This is a genomic window from Dokdonella sp. (assembly GCF_017744955.1).
GTDB lineage: Bacteria > Pseudomonadota > Gammaproteobacteria > Xanthomonadales > Rhodanobacteraceae > Dokdonella_A.
In genome coordinates this window covers 39,419-63,531 of record NZ_JAGIAG010000006.1, presented here as the reverse complement: position 1 = coordinate 63,531, position 24,113 = coordinate 39,419, and the positions used below count along the sequence as shown (strand labels likewise).

The window sequence follows — 24,113 nt, the reverse complement described above, 5'->3', positions numbered from 1 at the left end:
GCTATTCGAGCTGCTCGCGCGCCCACGCCGCGTCCAGCGCCTCCATCGCATCGCGCGGCTTCAGCTTGGCGGCCTTGTCCCAGGCCTCGGCGACCTCGTCCTCGCGCTTGTCGCCGTGCAGCAGCAACAGGCCGTTGCCGAACTCGATCCAGGCGATCGGCGAGTCGGGCGTCAGCTTCAACGCCTGCTTGAGATGCTTCTCGGCGTCGCCGGCATTGGCGCCGTAGGTCAGCTTGGCCAGCATGCCGCCGACCTTGCCGACGATCTCGGCGTGGTACAGGCCGAGCGCGGTCTGCGCTTCGGCGTGCTTGGGCGCGAGATCCAGCGTGCGATCCAGCGCCTCGCGCACCTTGCCGGCGAGGCCCTGCGCCAGCGCCTTGGTGATCGAGATCGCCTGGCTCAGGCGTCCCATGGCGAACGCGCGCCGGTAATGGCTGTTGGCTTCGTTCGGCAGCGCCGCGACGGCCTCGTCGGCCAGGCGCACCAGTTCCTCGTAGCGCGCGACCCTGGTCTTCTCGTCGTCGACCAGGTAGGTCGCGTGGATGCCGGCCGCCTTGATCGCGACCGAGGCGCCCACGGCCTTCAGCGCGAGTCCTTGTTCGTAGGCCTGCTGGAAATCGCCGCGATGGAACGCGCGCCAGGCATCCTGCAACGACGCGGCGAGCGCGCCCGCGTCCTTGCCGAGCTTGGGATTGGCCTCGAGCAGGGCGGCGAGGTGCTTCTCGTCCGGAAACGGCTCCTGGTCGCCGGCGTGCAGCTTCGGCCAGGCCTTGGCCAGCTTGTCGCCGGCGTAGTCGTACGCCTTGTCCGGATGCGGGAATGCCGCCCAGTCCTTCTTCGCCATCGCAGCCTCCTGTTGGCAGGTATCGGCAGTGTGCGCACAACCGCCGCGACTCGTCACGCCGCCGTGCGGCAAGTCCTTCGTGGGACCGAGGTCCAGCCGCCGCGCGGCGCGTTCCGACATGCGAGAGGCGGACTCTCGCAGAGACGCAGAGAACGCGGACAGAGAAAAAATACTTTTGGATGCTGTTCTCTGCGTTCTCGGCGTCTCTGCGAGCGAAACGATTTTCTCGCGAGAGCGATATGGCCCGCCGTCGAGTTCGGAGCAGACGGAAGCGGTACAGCGCCTCCGCTTTCGCAGGGATGGCGAGCTGCCGAGAGCCACCTAAGACGCCCGCGAAACGCTCTAGAATTCGCGCCATGACCTCGCACGACTCCCGCAACAAGCCCGCCGCGCGCGCCGCCGAGCTGCGCGCGCGCATCGAAGACGCGAACTACCGCTACCACGTGCTCGACGATCCCGACCTCCCGGACGCCGAGTACGACAAGCTGATGCGCGAGCTGGAAGCGCTGGAAACCGAACATCCCGAGCTGGCGACGCCCGACTCGCCGACCCAGCGCGTCGGCAGCACGCCGTCGTCGGCGTTCGCGACGGTGCTGCACGAGATCCCGATGCTCTCGCTCGCCAACGCGTTCAGCGACGAGGAAGTCGAGGACTTCGTGCGCCGCATCGTCGAGCGGCTGGAAATCGAGCAGCCGTTGTTCTCGGTCGAACCGAAGTTCGACGGTCTCGCCATCAGCCTGCGCTACGAGGACGGCGTCTTCGTGCGCGGCGCCACGCGCGGCGACGGTGCGCGCGGCGAGGACGTTACCGCCAACCTGCGCACGATCAAGGCCATCCCGCTACGCTTGCGCAGCGGGAAAAATGAAGACGGGTCGCCGAAGCCGCGCGGCGGGGACTGGCCCGCCGTGCTCGAAGTGCGCGGCGAGGTGTACATGCCGCGCGCCGGTTTCGAGGCCTACAACGAGAAGGCGCGCGCCTCGGACGGCAAGATCAAGCCGCTAGTGAATCCGCGCAACGCCGCCGCCGGCAGCCTGCGTCAGCTCGACCCGCGCATCACCGCGCAGCGGCCGCTGGCGTTCTACGCCTACGCGCTCGGCGTGGTCGAAGGCGGCAAGGTGCCCGATTCGCATTCGGCGATGCTGAAGAAGCTGCGCGACTGGGGTTTTCCGGTCAGCGCCCTGGTCGACACCGCGCGCGGCGCCGCCGGCTGCCTGGCGTACTACGCGCGCATCGGCGCGCAGCGCGACGCGCTGCCGTTCGACATCGACGGTGTCGTCTACAAGCTCGACGACGTCGCCGGCCAGCGCGAACTCGGCTTCGTCGGCCGCACGCCGCGCTGGGCGGTGGCGCACAAGTTCCCGGCGCAGGAGCAGCAGACCCGCGTCGAGGCGATCGAGGTCAACATCGGCCGCACCGGCGCCGCCACGCCGACCGCGCGCCTGGCGCCGGTGTTCGTCGGCGGCGTCACCGTGACGAACGCGACCCTGCACAACACCGACCAGGTCGCGCGCCTGGACGTGCGCATCGGCGACACGGTGATCGTGCGCCGCGCCGGCGACGTGATCCCGGAAGTCGTGCGCGTGGTGCCCGAGCTGCGCCCGGCGCGCACGCATCCCTGGCAGATGCCCTCGCACTGCCCGATCTGCGGCTCGGACATCGTGCGCGAGGAGGGCGAGGCGGTCGCGCGCTGCACCGGCGGCCTGACCTGCGCCGCGCAGCGCACGCAGGCGGTGTTCCACTTCGCCGCACGGCGCGCGATGGACATCGACGGGCTCGGCGAGCGCTACATCGAGGATCTCGGCGAGTTCGGCTATCTCGGCTCGGTCGCCGATCTGTACAAGCTCAAGCTCGACGACCTGCTCGAGATGAAGCGCCGCGCCGACGAGCGCGACGGAACGACACCGGAGACGGTGAAGGCCGGCAAGATCGCGACGAAGTGGGCCGAGAACCTGATCGAGGCGATCGAGCTCAGCCGCCGCACCACGCTCGAACGCTTCCTCTACGCGCTCGGCATCGAGCACGTCGGCGAAAGCACGGCGAAGACGCTGACGACGTGGTTCGGCGACCTGGCGCTGATCCGTCACCTGCCGTGGCCGCTGCTGAAGCTGGTACCGGACATCGGCGGCGAAGTCGCGCGCGCGATCGACGCCTTCTTCGAGCAGCCCGGCAACCAGCGCGTCATCGACGACCTGCTCGCACGCGGCGTCGAGATCACCGATGCGCATGCGCCGTCGCCGAAGCTGGGCGCGAAGCTCGACGTCGCGGCCCTGCTCGCCAATCTCGAGGCGCCGAAGCTGACGGAAAAGCGCGCGGCGCAACTCGCCACGCATTTCGGCACGCTGGAGGCGCTGCTCGACGTGCCCGAACACCAGCTCGTCGCCGCCGGCCTGCCGGCCGACACCGCGGCGGCGTTCGTCGCCTGGCGCGAAGACGAGGCGCATCGCCACCTGCTGCAGCGCTGCTTCGATGCGTTGCACGCGTTGCAGGCGGCCTTGCCCGAGACGGCGGATGTCGCGGCATTGCCGCTCGAAGGCCAGACCGTCGTGCTCACCGGCACCTTGTCGTCGCTCACGCGCGACGAGGCGAAAGCGAAGCTCGAAGCGCTCGGCGCGAAAGTCGCCGGCAGCGTGTCGAAGAAGACCAGCTTCGTCGTCGCCGGCGAGGCGGCTGGTTCAAAGCTCGACAAGGCGCAAGAGCTTGGTGTCGAGATCTGGGACGAGGCGAAGTTGCTGGCGTTTCTGGTGGGGTAGGAATGAATCGTATGTCGCACTTCGACCCAAAGCGGACATAGGGGCGGTCGTATGCACTCCTATCGAGTTCGTGACTCGCGCAAGGGGCATTGGAGGCTTCCAAGCTCTGGCCTGTCGGGCGAGTAGCCTTTACCGTTCAGCCAAACTGATAATCAAGCCTGACGACTCCGAGAGACAGCTCTAAATCGAAATGAGCCAAGTCGAACCATAAATAGGTAGGCTGTTGCGCGGTGGCCGCCCGGCAGCAGCTCAGTATTCACTTTGCGGCAAACTCAATATTGGGGGCGTAGTAGATGGCTCAGAAGCCGGAAACAGTCGTGCGATTGCGCCGGAGGCCGGGATTCCTACGGAACTTCGAGCTCAGCGCCACACAATTCGTCAAACCGGACTTTGCTACGGGCCGTCCTGGACTCCGAGAAGCGCTGTTCGACGGGGTCCCTGTGCTTATTAAGCATTGGCTCCGGAGACCGGCGGTCGATGATTCTGATCTTCAGGAAATATGGCGGCACGAACTGCGTCAATTGCAGCGCCTTGCCGGCTACCCAGGTGCTGGGGGCCGAATCGCGAATCTGCTTTCGACGTCACAAGACAAAGACGGCTTCTATCTAGTACTTGATCTCGGCCAACGCCGGCCGTTACAGGTCGTCCTTGAGAATCTTCCTGCCGGGAACTGGCTCAAAACGCCTCGGAACCCGGCCAGCAGGCTCCGTATCTGGCAAAACGTCCGTCGGCTGGTAGAGGCGATGGAGACTTTGCACTCCCAGGGGCTCCTGCACAGAAATCTCGATAACTGGGCAGTTCTGACTTCCGGAGAGGGTGCGCCGGACTTCCAACTGACCGGATTCGAATGGTCCATGCGCCTGACGGGTCAAGAACACTCCACGCGGAACCTCGCCCAAAAAAAGGACTCATCTGGCACATTCGACTCCTTTCGTTCCGATTGGGCCAAGCTTGGCTTCCTCGCCGCCAACCTCTTGGACGCTAGTGTCGATCGACTCAATGACATATCGGTACCCGCATTCCAAGTCCGAGACTATCTGGACGCATCCGAGGTTCGGCTGCTGAGGCAGATGATCGGAAAGGAACCGCTCGACCCGATGGATGGCAGCGCTATCTGCCAAGCGATTGATGAGATAGCGCGGCGTCTAGAAGCAGGCATTGCTCGCAAGGAGGCGCAGTACGGGCTCGTTGTTCGCCTTGGAGACGGCTCGCGGCTATCTGAAGCGATCCGAAAGGCATCTGGTCAGGAGATCGAGATCGCAGATACCGCGTCACAGTTGTCGTTCATTGAGGGAGACCTGGGAACAGAGCCGCTCCTGATCCCGGTAGGACATCCCGACCAGAGCGAACCAATGGGGTTTCAGCTTAGGGGGCACGCGCTCACCTACAAGGTATCCCCCTTTCGGCCGATCGGTCAGCAGTCGAACTGGGATGCTGCGTACTGCGAGGGTGTCGCCACCAATGAGGTAACCTCAAAGCAAGCGGGCCACGCACCATTAGTCTTGCCTCGCAGCACGCTACAGGTTATCACCTCAAAGGATGCGTCGAACCCCCATAGCCGACGACGATTCACTAGCTGGGAGGGGTTGCGCCAAGCTTTTGCCAAATCAGAGGACGGTTCGAGCGCTGAGCGTCAGCTTCTGCGTGCTCTTGCTCTATCTCAGCTAGTAGAGCTGGCATTCGCGGTGTCCGATATCGTTCCAGTTCGGGTCTTGTCGACTAGCTCGCAACTTGCGGATGACGATTCCGGGGTTCTGTTCACACTCGAGGTCCGCCCCGACCCAGATCGAGAAAGCCTCTCGAAGGCGCTCAACGAGCCTGCGGTAATCGACCGCTTCAAGCGCATGCTCGATGCAGAGCTTGGAGGCCACTCCGATTCCGGTGCGTCTGAATCGCAAGGAATCTGGACGCTCACCGATACACCTACCTTCGGTGAGCGCACCTTCGTGGACATGGAGCTGCGTTTTGAGGGGATGCAGGAGGACGACGGGAGATCGACATTCCGCTTTTCAGCGAAGGAAGCCACGACTTCTGCAACGGATCTCTACCTTGTCCCTAGTGCATCAGCTGGATCGATCACCCAGTTCAAGCGTCGAATTCGCGCCTTGAACTCGCTGGGTGAGCATCAAGAGCTCCTGAAGATGCTGGTTGACCAGCGCTTGCGCCTGCTCGATAGCCAAGACCCGGCCGACTTCAGCGATGAGCACTTTGCATCTCTAGACGAGGCAAAGCAGGAAGCACTTTGCGAAATGACGGCAATTCTGCCGATCTACCTCGTACAGGGCCCTCCGGGGGTTGGCAAAACTCATCTAGTCAAAGAGCTAGTGCGTCGCAGGTTCATTGAAGAGCCAACGACAAGACTACTTCTGACTGCTCAGAGTCATTCGGCGGTCGATCACCTGATGCACGAAGTGGTGGATGCGGTAACAGCGAAGGATGAGGCTGAACGGCCACTCATCGTTCGCTGTAAGAACCGAAAGAATACTGAGCAGCCCGAGGACTTCGATCTTGCTGGATGCTCGTCTGATCTCATAGCTCGCGTGGTGAGTAGTCCACTAGCCGCGAGAGCCAGCCCCTACCTCGCGCAGCGACTGAAAGCGCTGAGTCAATGTGTTCAGAGAGACGGCGGCGCGAAGCCCGCAAGCACCAAAGAGCAGCGCGCCAGGACCGCCTTCGAAGGCGTAGTTCTACGCGCGGCCAACATGGTCTTCTCGACGACAAACGCACCAGACCTCGAGCGCCTAATCGAGGAGCGCGGCCAGTTTGACTGGACAATAGTTGAGGAAGCAGGCAAGGCCACAGGTGGCGAACTTGTGTCGCCGCTTTTGCTGTCGCATCGGCGCCTGATGATTGGTGACCACAAGCAGCTGCCCCCCTACCGGTCAGATGAGATGAGGGCGGTGCTCAAGTCTCCGAGTTCAGTCAAGGAAGTCATGGCCGTCGCACCGAATCTAATTAGTCGCTCACTGCGCGGCGATGCTATGGAAGATCTACTCGAGTACTGGCAGGAATCAGGCGAAGAAGCGTCGGCAGCGGTCGGTGCAGCCGCGGTAGACGCGCTTCTCATGTTTGAAACAATGATCGAGGCAGAGTTTGGGCGCCAAAAGCTGTCGAAAGGTGGGCGCCGTATCGCGCGCAGCTTGACCGTCCAGCACCGAATGCATCCTCAGATCGCCGAGTTGATCTCAAAGACGTTCTATGATGGTTCGCTGCGAACCGACCCAAAACGAAAGGCCCGATTCGACGCCGAGCCCTCACCGGTTGCTTCCAGGCAGGGGGGCGAGCTGCCCAGTGCGGCCATAACCCTTGTGAATGTGCCGGATCTGCAGGGCGAGGTCGGCCAATTGGAGGGAGATTCTCTTCCGCCATGGACCAACAATCGCGAGGTCCGCGCCGTAGAGTGGGTACTCTCGCAATTGCAGGCCAAGAATGGAAGCAACCCGACGCTCGCAGTACTTTCGCCCTACGCGCGGCAGGTCGAGCGTCTCCGCCGAGCCATCTCGCTTGCGGATCATCGACTTAGTAACCTTGCGGACTTCTCTACAGCAAATGGTGCGCCCACTTTCTGTGGCACGGTTGACTCGTTCCAAGGGAGTGAAGCGGACGTAGTGGTTGTATCACTGGTGCGAAACAATCATTACACCAAGCCTACCCAAGCCCTGGGCTTTCTTACCGATCCGCGGCGCATGAATGTTCTGCTTAGCCGTGCGAAGCACCGAATGGTGCTAGTAGGAAGCTTTGACTTCCTCCGTAGCGTTACCGAGCAGATGACTGGCCGAAGCGCAGAGCGTTTCGGCTTTCTCCGTGACCTCATCGGCGCCCTCGACGATGGCGTGAGTCGCAGCGAAGTTGGCGTAGTTCAATACAGGGACGTCGAGGTGGTGGCATGAGCGAGTTGCGCGTTGCGTTGCCACTGCTGCGAGGAAAGCGCAGATTTCACCTGCTGAAGGGGCGCCCTTGGAGCATCGTTGAGCAATTGATACTGCAGGCTTTGGTTCAGCGCCCGAGCTCGGTTGCTGACTTGGTCTCCGAGTCCAATCTGCCGAGACGAGTCATCATCGAGATGATCGTGCGTCTCATGCGAGCCGGTTGGATCCAGGTTGAAAGTACGGCGCGAGGACATGTCTTCTCACCCACTGCCGCTGGCGAGCGCGTCGGCGCGAGCGACGAGTTGCCGTCCGCCAGAAAGTCGATGAAGAGATGGATTGCGTTTTTCGTAGATCAGTTGACCGGCAGCCCATTTCGCAGCTACGAATTACAGGCAATCCCGCGCCACAGGCTCGATGAGAGGCCGGACCGATCGTCTATTCTCGTCCTTGAGCCTGAGACTGAACTCAGTCAGCCGGAGCCGAGCGAGCTACTGGCAAGCCTGACCGATGAAGATGAAGAGATCATTGGCGTTGAGCCCAGCAGTCAACGGCTGGCGAGGTACTACGCGCTTCTGACAGTGAAGAATGGCCGCGTGGACGGCCTGCCGCCTCGTGCTGGGCGCCTAGCAACGATCATTCTGGAAGCGGCGGAACGCGTTGACCGGACAAAGACGGAAACGCCGCAAGCAAACGTAGGACCAACATTTCGGGTAGTGGCCCCAGAGACCATCCCCGTCATTTCGGATTGCGCATTCTCCCGCGAGGATCTTGTGCTTGGCGGGGATGCGCATCGGGCAGCTTTGAAATCGGCAATAGCGAAGGCCTACACTCGGGTGTTCATCCATTCCACGTTCATCTCTGACGACGGTCTGGACTTTGTGCTTCCTCTCCTTAAGCAAGCTGCAATGCGCGGCGTTCAGACAGACATTCTGTGGGGCCAAGGTGACAACACTGACGATTACCGCAGTACTCTGGCGCTCGTAGGGCGGACTAAAGCGGAGCTGGCATCGGCTGGCCTTGATTCGTTCATAAGCTTGCACAACTTCTCGACGCACTCACATGCGAAACTGCTCATCGCCGACGACCTCGGTCGGGGGCGTTTCTCTGCGTCGGTTGGGTCGTGCAACTGGCTTTCGACCGGATACGTCAGCTTCGACGCCACCGTGCGATGCCGTGATCCGGAGCTGGTCGGTCAAGTGATGGGCGCTTTGGCTCGCCTATCGCAAGGGCGAGAGGGGCATTGGAACAAACTTACTGGGGAGCTCAGTCGGTTCGCAGTGAGCTGCAAGACTCAACAAAAACCTTCGGGGATGAAGGTGCCCATGGCAGTCGTTGTCGGGGATGCTCATGCAAGCTTTGTACGCAAGGCCCGAGATGGGGCGAGCAAGCGGATATTTGTAGCGAGCCACCGTGTGAGCGAAGTTGGAAAGCGAGCAGTTCTTCTCCCAGCCGTTGCGGCCGCGCAAAGCGAACGGGGCATCGCCGCTCGCATCTACTTTAATCGGAGTAGTGGTGGCCTAACCCCGGGTGGTGCGTCGGAGTTGATTCTTTGGTCTCAATCCGAAGGCCTTACGCTTAGAGCGGTTCACGATCCTCGACTGCATGCGAAGATCTTGGCCTGGGACGACGATTCCGTGGTGATCTCTAGTCAAAACTGGCTTTCCACCGACGGATCGTCCCATCAACCTTTACAGGAGATTGGTGTGTACGTAGGTGGAGCGCGTGCCGCCGATCACGTTATCTGTGTTTTCGACAATGCGCATATAGCGTGATGGGCTATTTGGATATGCTTTTCGGGATTGGTCCCTGCACTGCCTCACTCCTGAGTGCCGATACCGCGTGGTACTGAATTCCGCCTAAGGTGTTTGTGCGATCAGTTTCGTCTTCTCTGGGCTGTCCAGACAGGCAGGGCGGCGCGCGGAAAGGCGCTACGGCTCATGCGGTTAGTCGTCGAATGTCCGCTTCTGGCCGAACGCGGACGTTGATCTCCCATTGATCTCCCATTGCCCTTCCGCGCCAACCCATTCCTTATTTTAGCTCCCGCTACCGACCATCCCGGCTTTGCATTCCAAATGGGTCAGATACAGCCGCAAGTCGAACTCCAACTGGTGGTAGTCCGCCTCGATGTGCGTGCACAACTGGTAGAAAGCCTTGTTGTGCTCGCGTTCCTTCAAGTGTGCCAGTTCGTGCACCACGATCATCTTCAGGAAGTCCGCCGGGGCATCGCGGAACACGCTGGCGATGCGGATTTCGCGACTGGCCTTGAGCCGGCTGCCCTGCGCGCGGGACACCGCGGTGTGCGTGCCGAGTGCATGCTTCACCACCTGCAGCTTGCCGTCGTAGACGACCTTGTTGAGCGGTTCGGCCTTGCGTAGGTGGCGCTCCTTCACTGCCTGCACGTAGTCGTACAGCGCCTTGTCGGTGCGCACCTCGTGCGGCTCGCGGTACTTGTCGCGCAAGTACGTGCCGAGCCGGTCCTGCGCGATCAGGTCGCGAACTCGCGCTTGGGTGGCTTCGGGATATCCCGCGAGGTACTTCAAGAGCATCGCCTCAAAAGCGCTCGCCGACCGGCAGATAGCGCCAAGCCCCCGCGGGCATCTTGCCGAGCGAGATCTTGCCGATGCGGATGCGCCGGATCGCCACGACCTCGAGCCCGACCTGCGCGCACATGTCGCGCAGCTGCCCGCCCTGGACCGCCTTGATCGCGAAGCGCAGGCGGGTTTCGTTTTGCCAGCTGACCTTGCACGGGGGCAGCACGCGCCCCTGGTGACTGAGGCCGTGGTTGAGGCGGTGCAAGCCGTAGGGCGCGATCTCGCCACGGACTTCGACGATGAACTCCTGCTCGATCTGGTCGCCGTCTTCGGTGAGCCTGCGCCAGACGCGGCCGTCCTGGGTCAGAGCCATCAGGCCGCTGCCGTCGCGGTCGAGCGGCACCAGCGGCGTCAGCCGGACGAAATGGCGCTTGAGCGGGCGCACGCCGGAAACGTCCTCCGCCCAGCGCGTCGCCGGCGTTACCAGTGCCGTGGCCGGATTGGGACCGCTGATGGTGTCGAAGCCGGCGGGCTTGTGCAGCAGAACGGTCGCGGGTTCTTCCGCTTCGAGGCGAGCATCGGGATCGACGGTCACCGTCTCGGTCGACACCCGATGCTGCGGCTGTTCGATCACCACCCCGTCGACCGATACCCAGCCGCCCTCGATGTAGCGCTCGGCCTCCGCGCGGGAACAGCGGAGCAGGGCGGCGACGCGTTTGGCGAGACGAACGGGGTCGGACATGGGCAAGGATCGGGAAAGCAGGGCGTGCAGTCTAAAGGTGTGCGCCGCGGGCAGGCGTTTCGGCAGTCATGCGGCAGCGAGTATTCCTCCTTCTGTAGAGAAAACGATCGGCCGGACGTCGATACCCTCAGCCGGGTTCCCGACGGTCGAGCGCATTCAGGTGCTTCTCGACGGCGAACACGTGCGCGTCATGCTCGCCGAGCGCGCGCAGCGCCTCGGCGAGGTGCGTGAGGTAGTCGCGGTTGGGGCCGCTCGGCCCTTCCGAGGTCGCGATACGGCGCGCGATCTCCGCCTCCGAGGCCGGGCCGAGCCAAGCCGCGTTGGTGCGTGATGCGATGTAGACGAGTCCTTCCACGCGGTCGCCGTCGTCGAACTCGATCGTCGTCGCGTGACGCAGGTAGCCGTTCTTTTCGCGATGGTCGAGATGGGCGAACACTTCCGGCGTGATCAGGTAGGCCATGCCGGCGCAGAGCGCGCCCGGATCCGGCACCAGGGTCAGCACGCGGCCGGGCGCGTCGGGCGTGCCGCGGTGGTCGTGCGAGCCCTGCCAGAAGCGGCGCGACCAGTCGCGGATGCGCGCCGGGCGCCGTTCGATGTACGGAAAATCGGCTTTGTAGATCAGCGACCCGTAGCCGAACAACCACACCTGCGCGTGGCCGCCGAAACGGTTCATGCGCTGGTTGAGCGCGATCGTGTCGTGAGACATCGGTAGTGGCGAGCGAAACGTCCTGCGCGCATGGTACAGCGTGCGGTCGCTTGCCGACTTCTGCGCGTCGGGAAGCAAGCGCCCGCACGGCTGAGGCAAGTCCGATTCACTCGCCTGACGTCATGCCCGCGAACGCAGGCATCCATGGAAGGCGGCGACTCGGATGAGCAGTCTTCGATGGTGGAACGCCTTGTGGGAATGGCGGCAAAATCGGAAGTCCTCCGAAGTTCGCGCCCGATCGCGTGAATGTCTCCCCGCGCGCTTTCGCGCCACCTTGCACCGGACAGCCCAATGAAGTTCTCGCTCGTCGCCTTGCTGCTTTCCTCCCTCGCGTCGCCCGTTGCCGCACAGGACATCGACGCCGACCGCCTCGCCGACACCGTGCGGACGCTCGCCTCCGATTTCTTCGAGGGCCGCGCCCCAGGCACGGTGGGCGAGGAGCGCACGGTGGGCTATCTGATCGGCCGCTTCCAGGCGCTGGGACTGGAACCGGGCGCTCGGAACGGGAGCTGGGTGCAGGTCGCCTCCCTGCTGCACACGAAACTCGGCACGCCGGCGACGCTGGGCGTGACGATCGGCGGCAAGACGCAAACCTGGCAGCGTGGCCGGGAGGTGTATCTCTCGACGGTCCGCCCCGAGGACCGCGCGGTGATCGACCATGCGCCTCTGGTCTTCGTTGGCTACGGCGTCGACGCGCCGGAGCGGAAGTGGGACGACTTCAAGGGTGCTGACCTCGCCGGCAAGGTCGCGGTGTTCCTGGTCAACGATCCGGATTTCGAAGCGACCAAGGGCGAACCGGCCGCCGGCCGCTTCGGCGGCAAGACGATGACCTACTACGGCCGCTGGACCTACAAATTCGAGGAAGCCTCGCGTCGCGGCGCGATCGGCGCGCTGATCGTGCACGACACGCCCGGCGCGGGATACGGCTGGAACGTCGTCACCAGTCCGCAGGGCGAGAACTACGACATCGAGCGCACGCCGGAAAAGCTGAGCCGCCTCGCGCTGCAAGGCTGGATCTCGGGCGAGGCGGCGACGAAGTTGTTCGCCGACGCGGGACTGGATCTCGCCGCGCAGCGCAAGGCCGCGCGGCGGCCGGATTTCCGCCCGCTGGCACTGAAGAACACGACGTTCTCGGCCGACATTCCGGTCGCGCACGAAGTCGTGCAGAGCCACAACGTGCTGGCGAAGCTGGCCGGCAGCGAGCAGCCGCACGAAGTCGTGTTCTACGGCGCGCACTGGGACGCCTACGGCAAGGGCCTGGCGGACGCGAAGGGCGACACGATCCGCCGCGGCGCGAACGACGATGCGCTCGGCGTCGCCGCGTTGCTGGAGATCGCGCGCACGTTCAAGGCGCAGCCGGCGCCCAAGCGCAGCGTGGTGTTCGGACTGTGGACCGCGGAAGAACGCGGTCTGCTCGGTTCGGAAGCCTACGCGCTCGACCCGGTGCATCCGCTGGAGAAGACGGTCGCCAACCTGACCCTCGACATCCTGCAGACCGCCGGCAAGGCGCGCGACGTGATTCTCGTCGGCGCGGGGCAGGACACGCTCGAAGACGATCTGGCGAAATACGCCAAGGCGCAGGGGCGCAGCGTCACCCCCGAGAGCCTGCCCGAGCGCGGCCTGTTCTATCGCGCGGACCACTTCTCGTTCGCCAAGCGCGGCGTGCCGGTGCTGCTGATGATGGGCATCGCCGGCGCATCCGATCTCGTCGACGGCGGGCGCGCGGCCGGGCAGAAGTGGGTCGACGACTACACCGGCCGCTGCTACCACCAGCCCTGCGACGCCTACGGCCCGGACTGGAATCTCGCCGGCGCGGTGCAGGACATCGCCGTGATGGCCGACATCGGCCGCGACCTCGCCGATTCCACGCGCTGGCCGGCGTGGAAGGCCGGATCGGAATTCAAGGCGGTGCGCGAGCGGACCGCGTCCGCGCGGCGCTGATCACCGCCAGGCGAGAACCGCGGCGCTCGCCAGGCGCGCCAGCCCGAGGCCGACGGCGATCGCGCCGCCGATGCGCGCGGCCGACTTGCCGTCCGCGGCGAGGCGTTCCGCCGTGATCGCCACCGTCGCCAGCGTCATCGCGCCGAGATCCATCGAGCCGCCGACGAGCAGCGCCGTCGTCCATCCGGCGCAGCTGCACACGCAGTGGCGGCCGAGGTGCAGGCCGCGCCGCCAGGCCGCGGCGAGGCTCGCGCTGCCGTCGCGGCTGCAGGCGGGCCAGCCGCGGCAGGCGTCGAGATGGCGGGCCTTCCAAGCGCTGAACTGCAACGCGCCGGCGAGCGCGACGACGGCGCCGCCGACGATCGGGAACGCCAGCACGACACCCGGTTCGCGCAGAACGACGATCGCCGCGACGCGGCTCGCCGCGAACGCGCACAGGCCGACGACGCTCCACGCGACGAAGTAGCCGAGGCCGGCCATCGCGACGGCACCGGCGAGCCGCCTCGTGCGGCCTGCCGCGAGCGAAACGCGCCAGCGCCACAGGGCCGGCGCGAACGAGGGCAGCATCATCGCCAGCGTCATCGCCGACCACAGGACGAGGAACGTCACGGCCGATGCCGACGGCGACGTTCCGCACATCGCGGCCCACGCGCCCGGCAGCGTCCAGCCGCCGGGCCCCGGTTCCGCGTTCGCCGCCGGCTCGTGGCAGAGGATCGTCACCGCCGCGCCGGCGACGAACAGCATCGCGCAGAGGCCGAAGAAGACCCGCGAGTCGCCGTGCCGGGACGGGACGTCCCGGCAGGCGGCGATAGCGCCGGAGCCGATGGCTGGGCTCAGGCGCAGCATGACGCGACTGCGCTGCCCGCCGCGACGTCGTCGTACTCGTCGTGGCGCCGCCACCAGATGCCGTCTTCGTTGCGCCCCTTCGGTGCGCGGTCGAGCCACTGGTAGACGCCCCAGAGCCCGTCGAGCCCGCGCGCGTAGGTGGAGTAGGTGTGATGCACGACGCCGTCCTGCAGCACGAACGCGCTCAGGCCCGGCCGGTCGCGGTGGTAGTTGGACACGTCGGTTCCGCACGTCGTCGCGAGTTGCGCTTCCACTCCCTCGCCGGCGGCTTCCCCTTCGCGCCACGCGAACGACGTCTCGCGCCGGTAGTTGTATTCCATGCCCCGGCGCATCTGCTCTTCGTCGAACCACACGTTGAAGTCGGCGTTGAACGTGCTGCCCGCCGACGACGCCCACGGGAAGCTCCATCCCATGCGCCGCTTGTACGCCTGCAGTTTCGCCAGCGGCGCCAGCGAGACGGCGGTGAAGGCGACGTCGTGGTTCTCCAGGTGCACGAAGAAGCCGTTGAAGCCGTCGGCGATCGACGAGCACGACGGGCAGCCGGCGGCGAACTCGGTGCCGAACATGAAGTGGTAGACCAGCAGCTGCGAACGGCCGCGGAAGAGGTCGGCCAGCGTCGCGCGGCCCTGGTCGGTGTCGAAGCGGTACGGCTCGTCGATGCGCACCCACGGCAGCGCCTGGCGCTGCCGCGCCAGTTCGTCGCTGCGGCGGGTCAGCTCCTTTTCCGCCTGCAGCAGCTCGATGCGCTCGGCGCGCCATTCCTGGCGCGTCGCGGTGCGATGTGGGGTGGTGGTCATGGCGCGTTCTCCTTCAGCGGATGCCGGCGACCCCGTCGGTCGCCGGTCATGCGGTAGATTGGGCGCGGACCGCCGCCGGCGGTGAGTGACAAGTGTGGCGGGATTTCGATGGATTCGTTGATCACCGCGGCGGCACGCGCGCTGGCGGCGGGCGATCCGCTCGGCGCGCTCAAGCGCGTCGCCTTGCGCGAGGACGCGCCTGCGCTCGCGCTGCGCGGCATCGCGATGGCGCAGCTCGGCGAGTTCGCGCGCGCGAAGGCGCTGGTGCGCCGCGCCGCGCGCCTGTTCGGCGCGAAGGAGGCGAGGGCGCGCGCGCGCTGCGTCGTGGCGGAAGCCGAGATCGCGCTCGCTTCGCGCGACCTCGGCTGGCCGACGAAGGCGTTGGCCGCGGCGCGCGCGACGCTCGAAGCGCACGGCGATCTCGCCAATGCCGCCCACGCGCGCCATCTGGAGATCCGGCGCCTGCTGCTGATCGGCCGCCTCGACGAAGCCGAGCGCGCGCTGGACGGGCTCGATACCGCGCTGCTGCCGCCGGCGCTGAAAGCCGTGCACGAACTGGCCGGCGCCGGAATCGCGCTGCGCCGCCTGCACGCGACGGCCGCGCGTACGCGCCTCGCCGCTGCCGCGCAAGCGGCGCGGCAGGCGGCCGTTCCGGCGTTGATCGCCGAAGTCGAGAACGTTTCCGCCGTGCTCGATGCGCCGGCGGCGCGCGCGATCGCGCGCGGCCACGAGCGATCGCTGCGACTGGCCGAGGTCGAGGCGCTGCTGGCTTCGCGCACGCTGGTCGTCGACGCCTGCCGCCATCTCGTGCGCGGCGCAGGCACGACGATCGCGCTGGCGACGCGGCCGGTGCTGTTCGCGCTCGCGCGCCTGCTGGCGCAGGCCTGGCCGGCCGACGTCGCGCGCGACGTGCTGATCGCGCAGGCCTTCCACACGCGCTACGTCGACCAGACGCATCGCGCGCGCCTGCGCGTGGAGATCGGCCGCCTGCGCGCGAAGCTGCGTCCGCTCGCCGCGGTGAGCGCGACGCGCGACGGCTTCGTGCTCGCGCCGCGCGGCACCGACGAGGTCGCCGTGCTGGCGCGGCCGGTCGAGGAGCCGCACGCCGCGGTGCTCGCCTTGCTGGCCGACGGCGAAGCCTGGTCGAGTTCGGCCTTGTCGCTCGCGCTCGGCGCCGGCCAGCGCACCGTGCAACGCGCGCTGGAGACGTTGGCCGCGGCCGGCAAGGTGCAGTCGCTCGGCCACGGGCGCGCGCGCCGCTGGCTGGCACCGCCGCTGCCCGGTTTCGCGACCACCTTGTTACTCCCCGTGCCGCTGCCCGGCGGCTAGGATGGCCGCATGAAACGAGCAAACGCAGAAATCATCCGCGAGTACGGTCCCTTTCCGGGCGTCGACGCCGTGCACGGCGTCAGCTACGACGGACGGCAGGTGTGGTTCGCCGTCGGCGGCAGCTTGAACGCGTTCGATCCGGCCGACGGCGAGACCGTGCGCTCGATCGAGGTCGCCGCGCACGCGGGGACGGCGTTCGACGGCCGGCATCTGTTCCAGATCGCCGAGGACCGCATCCGCAAGATCGATCCGCAGACCGGGCGCGTGCTCGCCACGATCCCGGCGCCCGGCGGCGGTGGCGATTCCGGCCTGGCCTGGGCCGAAGGCACGCTCTGGGTCGGGCAGTATCGCGAGCGCAAGATCCGTCAGATCGACCCCGACACCGGCAAGGTGCTGCGCACGATCGAATCCAACCGCTTCGTCACCGGCGTCACCTGGGTCGACGGCGAACTCTGGCACGCCACCTGGGAAGGCGACCAAAGCGAGCTGCGGCACATCGAACCGGAAACCGGCGAAGTGCTGGAGCGGCTGGAGATGCCGCCGGGCGTCGCCGTGTCGGGACTCGAATCCGACGGCGCCGACCGCTTCTACTGCGGCGGCGGCAGCAGCGGCAAGGTGAGGGCCGTGCGTCGGCCGAAATGAGCAGCGGGCGTTGCTGCGGAGTCGGCATCCGGTTTCCGCCGCCACGCGTTCGCGCGACCGAGCCTCTGCGGCGAGGAAGTCGCGCCGAGGAACGCAGTGCGGCGCGGATACGGCCAGTCGCCGAACCTGATCGCGGCGCGCAGTGCGCGCGCCGCGGTCGTCCCATCAGCGGCAGCCGCCGTCGAACGAGGTCAGGCTGAACTCGGCGCCGGCGGCGGATGGCAGCGCCAGCTCGATCGACCGCGCCGCGCCTTCCAGCAGCACGCTCGCCTCGCTGCCGCTCGCGGCGATGCCTAGCAAAAGCGGCGCACCGGTTTCCGCCGGCACCCAGGCGCTGGCGCGCTCGATCTCGTCGCGCGCCGACACCACCAGCCGCACGCGCGTCGCGCCGGCTGAACCCAGGCGCTCGACGCGGATGCCGATGCCGTCCGGCGCCTGCGCCTGCACAATCCGTTCGATCCGATCGCTGGATCCCGCCGCGAGCTCGAAGGCGAAGCCGGTCGCGGCGTCGAGCGTTTGCGTGCGCCGGGTCGCCGCGTGGCAGGTCGCGTCGCCGGTGGATTCGGCGCCGTCGCTGCCCATCACGTCGAAGCCGCTGCGCAGCAGCACCAGCAGGTCGCTGTCGAGCGCGTTGGCCGTCGCCGGACCGTCGATCTCGACCTGGTAGTCGATGCGCGGGCCGGGGGCGTCGGGGAGCACCGGTGCGGTCACCAGCCACGCCAGCGCGCGGCCGGCCGGGATCGACACTTCGGTGTCCTGCAGCGGGCCGCTGCCCTGCGCGGTGCAGTGCGCGCCGTCGCCGCCGTTGATGCAGATCCAGGTCGCCGACGCACCGTCCAGCTGCGGCGGTTGCAGGTCGCGCAGGCGGATGCCGACCGCGTCGCCGTCGCCGTCGTTGGCGATCGTCACCAGATAGTTCACCAGGCGGCCGTAGCGCGCGTAGTCCCGATCGTCGCTGACCGACACGACCAGATGCGGCTGCGCCGGGGCGCAGTCGACCACCACGTCGGTGACGTCGCTGCCGTCGAGTACGCCGCTGCCGCCGGTCACGCTGCACAGCTGCGCCGGCGCCGTCGGCTGCTGCGCGATGGTGACCGCATAAGTGCTCAGGTCGTCGAGTGCCGGCTGCAGCGTGAAGCTGCCGTTCGACGCGATCGGCGTGTCGTCGCTGCCGTTCAAACGCAGCACGAGGCCGGAGCCGAGCAGGCCCTGCACGCTTCCGCCGATCGTGTGCGTGTCGATCGCGAAGTGCGCGACGACCGTGCAGTCGGCGACGATCGCGTCGGTGGTGTAGGTCTGGCCGGCGAGCTGGCCGCCACAGCTGCCGTCGACCGTATCGACGTGGTAGTGCGGCGCGGGCGTCACGGTGAGCGCGGTCGTTGCTCCGTGGTCGACCGCTTGCGGTTTGGAGGGACTGATCGTGCCGTGGCCGCCGACCACGCTCGGCGTGACGGTGTGGCGGTCGATCGCGAAGTGGGCGACGACCGTGCAGTCCTGCGTCACCGCGGCGGTGGTGTAGACGTTGCCGGCCAGATTGCCGCCGCAGCTGCCGTCGACGCTGGCGACGTGGTAGTTCGCCTCCGGTGTCAGCGTGAACGACGGCGTCGCATCGTGATCGACCGTTTGTGCTTCGGACGGGCTGATCGTGCCATGTCCGCCCGCGACGCTCGGCGTGACGGTGTGGCGGTCGATCGCGAAGTGCGCGATGACCGTGCAGTCCTGCGTCACCGCCCCGGTGGTGTAGACGTTGCCGGCCAGACTGCCGCCGCAGCTGCCGTCGACGCTGGCGACGTGATAGTTCGCCTCCGGCGTCAGCGTGAACGACTGCGTCGTGCCGTGATCGATCGTTTGCGCTTCGGACGGACTGATCGCGCCGTGCCCGCCCGCGACGCTCGGCGTGACGGTGTGGCGGTCGATCGCGAAGTGCGCGACGACCGTGCAGTCCTGCGTCACCGCGGCGATGGTGTAGACGTTGCCGGCCAGATTGCCGCCGCAGCTGCCGTCGACGCTGGCGACGTGGTAGTTCGCCTCCGGTGTCAGCGTGAACGACTGCGTCGTGCCGTGATCGACCGTTTGCGCTTCGGACGGACTGATCGCGCCGTGCCCGCCAGCGACGCTCGGCGTGACGGTGTGGCGGTCGATCGCGAAATGCGCGACGACCGTGCAGTCCTGCGTCACCGCGGCGGTGGTGTAGACGTTGCCGGCCAAGCTGCCGCCGCAGCTGCCATCGACGCTGGCGACGTGGTAGTTCGCTTCCGGCGTCAGCGTGAACGACTGCGTCGTGCCATGATCGATCGTTTGCGCTTCGGACGGACTGATCGCGCCGTGCCCGCCTGCGACGCTCGGCGCGACGGTATGGCGGTCGATCGCGAAGTGCGCGACGACCGTGCAGTCCTGCGTCACTGCGGCGCTGGTGTAGACGTTGCCGGCCAGGCTGCCGCCGCAGCTGCCGTCGACGCCGGCGACGTGGTAGTTCGCCTCCGGCGTCAGCACGAACTGGCGCGTTTCGCCGTGATCGACCAACTGCGTTCCCTCGGGCGCGATCGTGCCGTGGCCGCCGGCCACGCTCGAGCTCAGCATGTGCTGGTCGATCGCGAAATGCGCGACCACGCTGCAATCCTGCGTCACCGCGTCGACGACGTAGGTGTCGCCGACCAGGCTGCCGCCGCAACTGCCGTCGACGTGGTCGACGTGATAGTTCGCTTCCGGTGTCAGCACGAACTGCTGCGCCGCGCCGTGGTCGACCAGCAGCGTGCCGGACGGATTGATGGCGCCGTGGCCGCCGTCGACGCTGGCCTCGACCGTGTGCTGGTCGATGGCGAAATGCGCGACCACGCTGCAGTCCTGCGTCACCGTCTCGGTGATGTAGGTGTTGCCGACGAGATTGCCGCCGCAGCTGCCGTCGACGCTGGCGACGTGGTAGTTCGCCTCCGGCGTCAGCACGAACTGCTGTGCCGCGCCGTGATCGACCAGCAGTGCGCCGGACGGATCGATGGCGCCGTGGCCGCCGTCGACGCTCGCGTCGATCGTATGCTGGTCGATGGCGAAGCGCGCCACCACGGTGCAGTCGCCGACGATCGGCTCGGTGGTATAGGTCGTGTCGTCGGGTCCGGACAGCGTGCCGCCGCAGCTGCCGTCGACGCCGGCGACGTGGTAGTTGGGATCGGGCGTCAGGTCGAACCGGGTCGTGTCGCCGCCGGCGACGGTGAACGGCACCGATGGTTCGATCGCGCCGTGCTCGCCGTCGACGCTCGGCGAGACCGTGAACAGCATCGTCTCGAAGGTCGCCGTGCACGTCCGCGCCTGCGTCATCGCGACCGTGATCACCGCTTCGCTGCCGCTGCAATCGCCGCTCCAGCCGATGAAGTTCTGCAGCGCGTCCGGCATCGCGGTGAGCGTGACGGTCGGCGAGGTCTCGCCGTCGTAGATCGCGCTGCAGCTGTCCGCGCAGTCGACGATGTCGCCCTCCAGCGGCATCGGCGGCACGCCGGCCGTCACGCTGCCGCGGCCTTCGACGTGGACGTCCAGGCTCGACTGCCGGTACTCGGTCGCGCCCACGTCGCAGCCGGCCCCCTGCGGCCTGGCGACGCCGCGCAGGTCGTCGAGCAGCCGGCAGCTGCCGGCGTCGATCGCGGCGCCGCCGGCGCCGGGCAGCAGGGACGGAACGGCGCCGCCGTGGTCGCCGAGCGCACCCAGCTGCGGATCGCCGCCGATCAGGTCGGTGCAACTGCTCGCACCGGGACAGCCGCCCTGCACGAGGCTGCGCTCGAGTACGGCGGTGCCGCTGCCGTCGAGCGCGATCTCCGGATCGCCGGCGTCGCCGTCGCCCCACAGGATCGAGTTGCGCAGCGTCGGGCGGCTGGTGCCGCCGCCGAAGGCCTGGCTGGCGATCGCGCCGCCGCGGCGCGCACCGCTGACGTTGCCGCGGAAGGTGACGTTGTCGAAGGTCGGGGTGAGCGTGGCGACGTTGACGTTGAGGCTGACCGCGCCACCCCAGTTCGGCGCGTAGTTGCCGCTGAAGACGACGTTGTCGAAGCTCGGGCTCACGCTGGCGCCGGCGGCCGTCGCACCGAGCGAGACGGCGCCGCCGGTCTGCGTCGCGCGGTTGCCGCGGAACAGGATCTTCGACAGCACCGGATCGGCATTGCCGCTGCTGGCCGACAGGCTGATGCCGCCGCCGGTGAGCGCGCGGTTGCCGCTGAAGACGAGATTGCTCAAGGTGAAGCTGCATCGGGTCTGCCCCAGCGAAGCATCGCAGCGCAAGCCGCCGCCGGCGCTGCCGCTGGCGTCGCCCGCGGTGATGACAACGCCGTCGAGCACGGTGTCCTCGCCGTAGCCGGGCCCACCCGCCTTGTTCATCAGGATGACGTTGGTGCTGTTGCTGCCGGCGATCTGATTGGCGTCGAGTACGACGCCGTTCGCGTCGGCCGCGTCGTTGCCGTCGATGTCGCCGGAGAGCACGGTGGGATGGGCGGCGATCACTACCGCCGTGCGTTCCGCGAGGTCGGTTTCGACGCCGGCGAAGCCGCCGTAGAGCTTCGCGCCGGCGCGAAGCTGGAAACTGTCGGCCTTCGCGCTGCCGGGCTTGTAGACGCCTTTCGCCGCCCAGGTTTCCACGCAGCCCACATCGCGCACGGCCGATTGCAGGTCGACGTAGGCATCGGCCCAGGTGGTGCCGTCATTCGCGCCGACGGCCGCCTGGTCGACGTGGCAGCGGCGCTGCACATTGGCCAGGAACGAATCGCCGAGACGGAAGCCGCCCGCGATCGCGTTGCCGGCGGCGTCGACGATGCCGGTGCCGCCGTTGCGCAAGGTGAGGAACAGGTGGCCGACGCCGCCTATGCGATAGACGACGACCGTGTAGGTGCCGCCGCTGCCGCTGACCGTGGCGACCTGGCCGCTCGCATTGCCGTCGATCGTCTCGACGTTGAAATCGGGCGCGTCGACGCCCGTGACGCCTTCCGAGAACGTCACCGTGTAGGTGATGGTGACGCTGCTCGGCGGCGGCGAGCCGACGATGCGCATCGAGGTCGCCTGCGGCGCGGTGGTGTCGATGCGGATGCCTGCGGTCGACGGCAGGTTGTTCAAGGTCGGGTCGGCGTCGGTGCCGGCCGAATCGCGCAGCGTGCCGGCCGCGACGTTGATCGTCGGCACGAGCGTGATGCCGTCGGCGTCGTTGTGGCCGGCGGCCACGGTGTAGCGGAAAACGAGATCGCGCGTGCCGCTGCCGGAAAAGTAGTTCGCGTACGCCGTGCCGGAATCGAGCGCGATCGGCAGGCGCGGCGTACCCGTCGCCGTCACCGCCTTGTCGAAGTGCACGGTGAAGTCGAGCGTCTTGCCGGCGTTGTAGAGACCGTCGGTGGGCACGTTCACGCTGGTCACCACCGGCGGCGGCAGCGCCGCGGTCAGCACCAGCTTCGTACCCTGCACGCTGAGCGTGTAGAGGTACGTTCCGGCTGGCTTGGCGCCGAGCGCGAAATTCGCAGCTCCTACGGCGTTCGCGGTCGCGCCGGTGAAGTCGATCAGGGTGTAGCTGCCCGCGCCGAAGCCGCCGCTGTCGGCGACATTGATCGTGACGCCGTTCGCTGCGCTGAAGGTGCCGCCGCTGACCTTGATCAGGTCGCTCGCCGTGCCGAGCTCCAGATCGAGCACGGCGCCGGCGTTCAAGGCGAGTCCGCCGGAGAACGTCAGCGTGCCCGGCGAATTGCCGGGCGCGAGATGGCTGCCGTTCTGTGCGGTCGCAATGCCCGCGACGCGACCGCTGCCGCCGAGCGTGGCGCCGCCGGCGACGGTCAAGGCGCCGCTGCCGCTCGTGCCGTTGACGCGCAGCGTGCCCGCGCTGACCGACGTCGCGCCGGCGTAGCTGCTGGTGCCGGCCAAGGTCAATGTGCCGCCGCCGATCTTGGTCAGCGAGCCCGGGCCGCTCATCGCTCCGGAATAGGTCGTGCTCGAGCCGTTGTTGCCCACGACGAGCGCGACGGCCGCGCCGCCGGCGTTCTGCAGCGCGAAGTTCTGCGAGCCGCCGAGGCCGCCGAACGTCGCATTGGCGATCGCGCCGAACCCGAGCGTGCCGCCGTTCAACACGACCGTGCTGTTCACCGCGGCGTTCACGTTGGCCAGCGCCAGCGTGCCGGCTTCGACGACGGTGTTGCCGGTGTAGGCATTGCCGGCGCTCAAGGTCAGCGTGCCGGCGCCGCGCTTGGTCACGCCGCCGCCGCTGATGCCCGGCGACACCGGGCTGCCGAGCGAGAACGCGACGGGCAGCGGCTGCTGGATGCCCATGCTGCGCCCGTTCGTGTCGAAGATCGCACCGCCGGCGTCGATCGCGAGCACGGTGGTGCTGTAGCGGCGGTCCCAGCCGTTGTTGAAATTGATCCAGTTGGGATTGTCGGTGCTGCCGGCGCGCAGCGTGCCGCCGTTGAAGCGGAGTTCGGCCGTGGTCTGCTGGCCCGTACTGTCGCCGTCGCGCTTGATTTCGTTGGCGGTCAGCGTGCCGCCGTTGAGATAGAGGTAGGCCGCGGCGGAGTTCCCCGAACCGGCCACCAGGTTGACCGAGCGGGCGTTGAGTTGCCCGCCGTTCAAGGTGTAGATGCCGGTGTTGCCGTTGTAGATCGAGAACCTGACGTCGGTTCCGACGTTCACCGTGCCGCCGGTCTGGGTCATGCGTGAGGTGATCGCGCCGCTGCTGTAGATGGCCACAATCAGGTCGCCGGCGTCGTTGATCGTGCCGCCGCTGATGTTCCAGGTGACGCCATTCCACAGCCCGAGGCCCTTGGTGACGACGGTGCCGCCAATCTGCGTGATGGTGGGGTACACCCCTCCCGCGGACATGATGTCGAGCGTGTTCTTGTTGGTGTAGTCGTAGACGTTGGGGTCCGTGTACGTGCGATCGGTCAGGATCTCGCAGTCGGAAGCGGGCGTGTCGCAGGGCGCGAACGCCGCGAGGGCGCGCTCCATCGGCACGAGCGCGAGCGTCGCCGACAGGCCGAGGCGGATCGCGCGGCGGCAATGGACGAGACGAAACGGTGCGGCGACGACGCGATCGAGCACGATCTTTTCCCCTGGATGTCGAGCAATGGCAACGCTGTCCCGATATTCGTATTTCGGGGTCGCCAG

General features: G+C 67.0%; 13 protein-coding genes. 6 read left to right on the top strand and 7 right to left on the bottom strand.

The window, feature by feature from the left end:
• Nucleotide 1: 1 nt before the first annotated feature.
• Nucleotides 2–844, bottom strand: a complete 843-nt coding sequence (locus J7520_RS13575) for a hypothetical protein (protein ID WP_291189164.1) — start codon at nucleotides 842–844, stop codon at nucleotides 2–4.
• Nucleotides 845–1,200: 356 nt separating this feature from the next.
• On the opposite strand from J7520_RS13575, the gene ligA reads away from it, so the two are divergent.
• The 3 genes from ligA to J7520_RS13560 all read left to right on the top strand — a co-directional run bounded on the left by ligA (nucleotide 1,201) and on the right by J7520_RS13560 (nucleotide 9,235).
• Nucleotides 1,201–3,594: an NAD-dependent DNA ligase LigA gene (gene ligA / locus J7520_RS13570; protein ID WP_291189162.1), complete on the top strand. Its 2,394-nt coding sequence runs from the start codon at nucleotides 1,201–1,203 to the stop codon at nucleotides 3,592–3,594.
• Between the two features lie 293 nt (nucleotides 3,595–3,887).
• Nucleotides 3,888–7,484: an AAA domain-containing protein gene (locus J7520_RS13565; protein WP_291189160.1), complete on the top strand. Its 3,597-nt coding sequence runs from the start codon at nucleotides 3,888–3,890 to the stop codon at nucleotides 7,482–7,484.
• On the top strand, nucleotides 7,481–9,235 hold the full coding sequence (locus tag J7520_RS13560) for a phospholipase D-like domain-containing protein (RefSeq protein ID WP_291189158.1): 1,755 nt from the start codon (nucleotides 7,481–7,483) through the stop codon (nucleotides 9,233–9,235). Before J7520_RS13565 ends, J7520_RS13560 begins: the two co-directional genes overlap by 4 nt.
• Before the next feature lie 261 nt (nucleotides 9,236–9,496).
• Here J7520_RS13560 and J7520_RS13555 read toward each other — a convergent pair whose 3' ends face one another.
• The 3 genes from J7520_RS13555 to J7520_RS13545 form a co-directional block, all read right to left on the bottom strand.
• Nucleotides 9,497–10,009, bottom strand: coding sequence for a YgjP-like metallopeptidase domain-containing protein (locus tag J7520_RS13555; RefSeq protein ID WP_291189156.1), 513 nt, complete (start codon nucleotides 10,007–10,009; stop codon nucleotides 9,497–9,499).
• Between the two features lie 4 nt (nucleotides 10,010–10,013).
• Nucleotides 10,014–10,736: an rRNA pseudouridine synthase gene (locus J7520_RS13550; RefSeq protein ID WP_291189154.1), complete on the bottom strand. Its 723-nt coding sequence runs from the start codon at nucleotides 10,734–10,736 to the stop codon at nucleotides 10,014–10,016.
• Nucleotides 10,737–10,863: 127 nt separating this feature from the next.
• Entirely contained in the window at nucleotides 10,864–11,442 is a 579-nt protein-coding gene (locus tag J7520_RS13545; protein ID WP_291189152.1) for a gamma-glutamylcyclotransferase, read from the bottom strand.
• A gap of 291 nt (nucleotides 11,443–11,733) precedes the next feature.
• Between J7520_RS13545 and J7520_RS13540 the strand changes: the two genes are divergently transcribed.
• Nucleotides 11,734–13,383: a M28 family metallopeptidase gene (locus J7520_RS13540; protein WP_291189150.1), complete on the top strand. Its 1,650-nt coding sequence runs from the start codon at nucleotides 11,734–11,736 to the stop codon at nucleotides 13,381–13,383.
• On the opposite strand, the gene J7520_RS13535 is transcribed toward J7520_RS13540, so the two are convergent.
• Complete coding sequence (locus tag J7520_RS13535) at nucleotides 13,384–14,127, bottom strand: DUF2182 domain-containing protein (protein WP_291189148.1); 744 nt, start codon at nucleotides 14,125–14,127, stop codon at nucleotides 13,384–13,386.
• 89 nt (nucleotides 14,128–14,216) lie between these two features.
• Complete coding sequence (locus J7520_RS13530; protein ID WP_291189146.1) at nucleotides 14,217–15,026, bottom strand: DUF899 domain-containing protein; 810 nt, start codon at nucleotides 15,024–15,026, stop codon at nucleotides 14,217–14,219.
• A gap of 108 nt (nucleotides 15,027–15,134) precedes the next feature.
• Between J7520_RS13530 and J7520_RS13525 the strand changes: the two genes are divergently transcribed.
• Entirely contained in the window at nucleotides 15,135–16,355 is a 1,221-nt protein-coding gene (locus J7520_RS13525) for a helix-turn-helix domain-containing protein (RefSeq protein ID WP_291189144.1), read from the top strand.
• A gap of 9 nt (nucleotides 16,356–16,364) precedes the next feature.
• Nucleotides 16,365–16,997 carry a PQQ-binding-like beta-propeller repeat protein gene (locus tag J7520_RS13520; RefSeq protein ID WP_291189142.1) on the top strand — a complete coding sequence of 211 codons (633 nt, stop codon included), beginning with the start codon at nucleotides 16,365–16,367 and terminating at the stop codon, nucleotides 16,995–16,997.
• 165 nt (nucleotides 16,998–17,162) lie between these two features.
• Here J7520_RS13520 and J7520_RS13515 read toward each other — a convergent pair whose 3' ends face one another.
• Nucleotides 17,163–24,047, bottom strand: a complete 6,885-nt coding sequence (locus J7520_RS13515; RefSeq protein ID WP_291189140.1) for an autotransporter-associated beta strand repeat-containing protein — start codon at nucleotides 24,045–24,047, stop codon at nucleotides 17,163–17,165.
• Between the last annotated feature and the right edge of the window lie 66 nt (nucleotides 24,048–24,113).